1 protein-coding gene is annotated in these 751 nt (G+C 67.2%); it reads left to right on the top strand.

Annotation, left to right across the window (positions count from 1 at the left end; translation table 11 throughout):
* The coding region (locus QSJ40_RS12570) for an IS30 family transposase (RefSeq protein ID WP_285731344.1) at nt 1-751 on the top strand (751 nt) is incomplete at both ends.

The raw sequence follows: 751 nt of genomic DNA, 5'->3' as shown, positions 1-751 counted from the left end.
CACATTCACCGCGATCGCCGGGCAGCTGGGGCGAACGGTGTCCACCATCAGCCGTGAGGTCAAGCGCGGCGGAGGCCGCTGCGAATACTCGGCTTGGCGCGCACATGAACGTGCCCGCCAGCAGACTCGTCGGCCGAAGCCGTTCAAGCTCAGGCCCGGCCGACTGCTCGAGGAGGTCGCCAGTCGGCTGGAGCAGTTGTGGTCGCCCGACGAGATCGCGGTGCGCCTACGGTTGGATCATGCCGATGATCCGCAGATGCGTGTGAGCCACGAGACGATCTACCAGTCGCTGTTCGTGCAGGGCAGAGGCGAGTTGCGCCGTGAACTGGCCCGGTGCCTGCGGTCCGGAAGGACGGCTCGCAAGCCTCGCGGGGCCATCGAGGGTCGTGGCCGCATCCCCGGCATGGTGATGCTCAGCCAGCGCCCTGCCGAAGCCGACGACCGTGCAGTGCCCGGGCATTGGGAGGGTGACCTCATCCTTGGTCAGGGCAGCCGCAGCGCTGTCGGGACGCTCGTCGAGCGCTCGACACGGATGACATTGCTGCTGCACCTGCCCGATGGCAAGAGCGCCGAGCAGGTCGAGGCAGCAATGCGCGAGGCGGTCAGCAAGCTGCCGTCCTCCTTGGCCCGAACGATCACCTGGGACCAGGGCGCGGAGATGGCCAAGCATGCTGCGTTCACTACCGCCACGGGCATTCCGATCTACTTCTGCGATCCTCACTCGCCCTGGCAGCGCGGCAGCAACGAGAAC

It is taken from the genome of Kocuria sp. NBRC 114282, from assembly GCF_030268385.1.
GTDB classification, from domain to species: domain Bacteria; phylum Actinomycetota; class Actinomycetes; order Actinomycetales; family Micrococcaceae; genus Kocuria; species Kocuria palustris.
The sequence above is the reverse complement of the archived record's forward strand: the minus strand, read 5'-3'. Positions and strand labels throughout refer to the sequence as shown.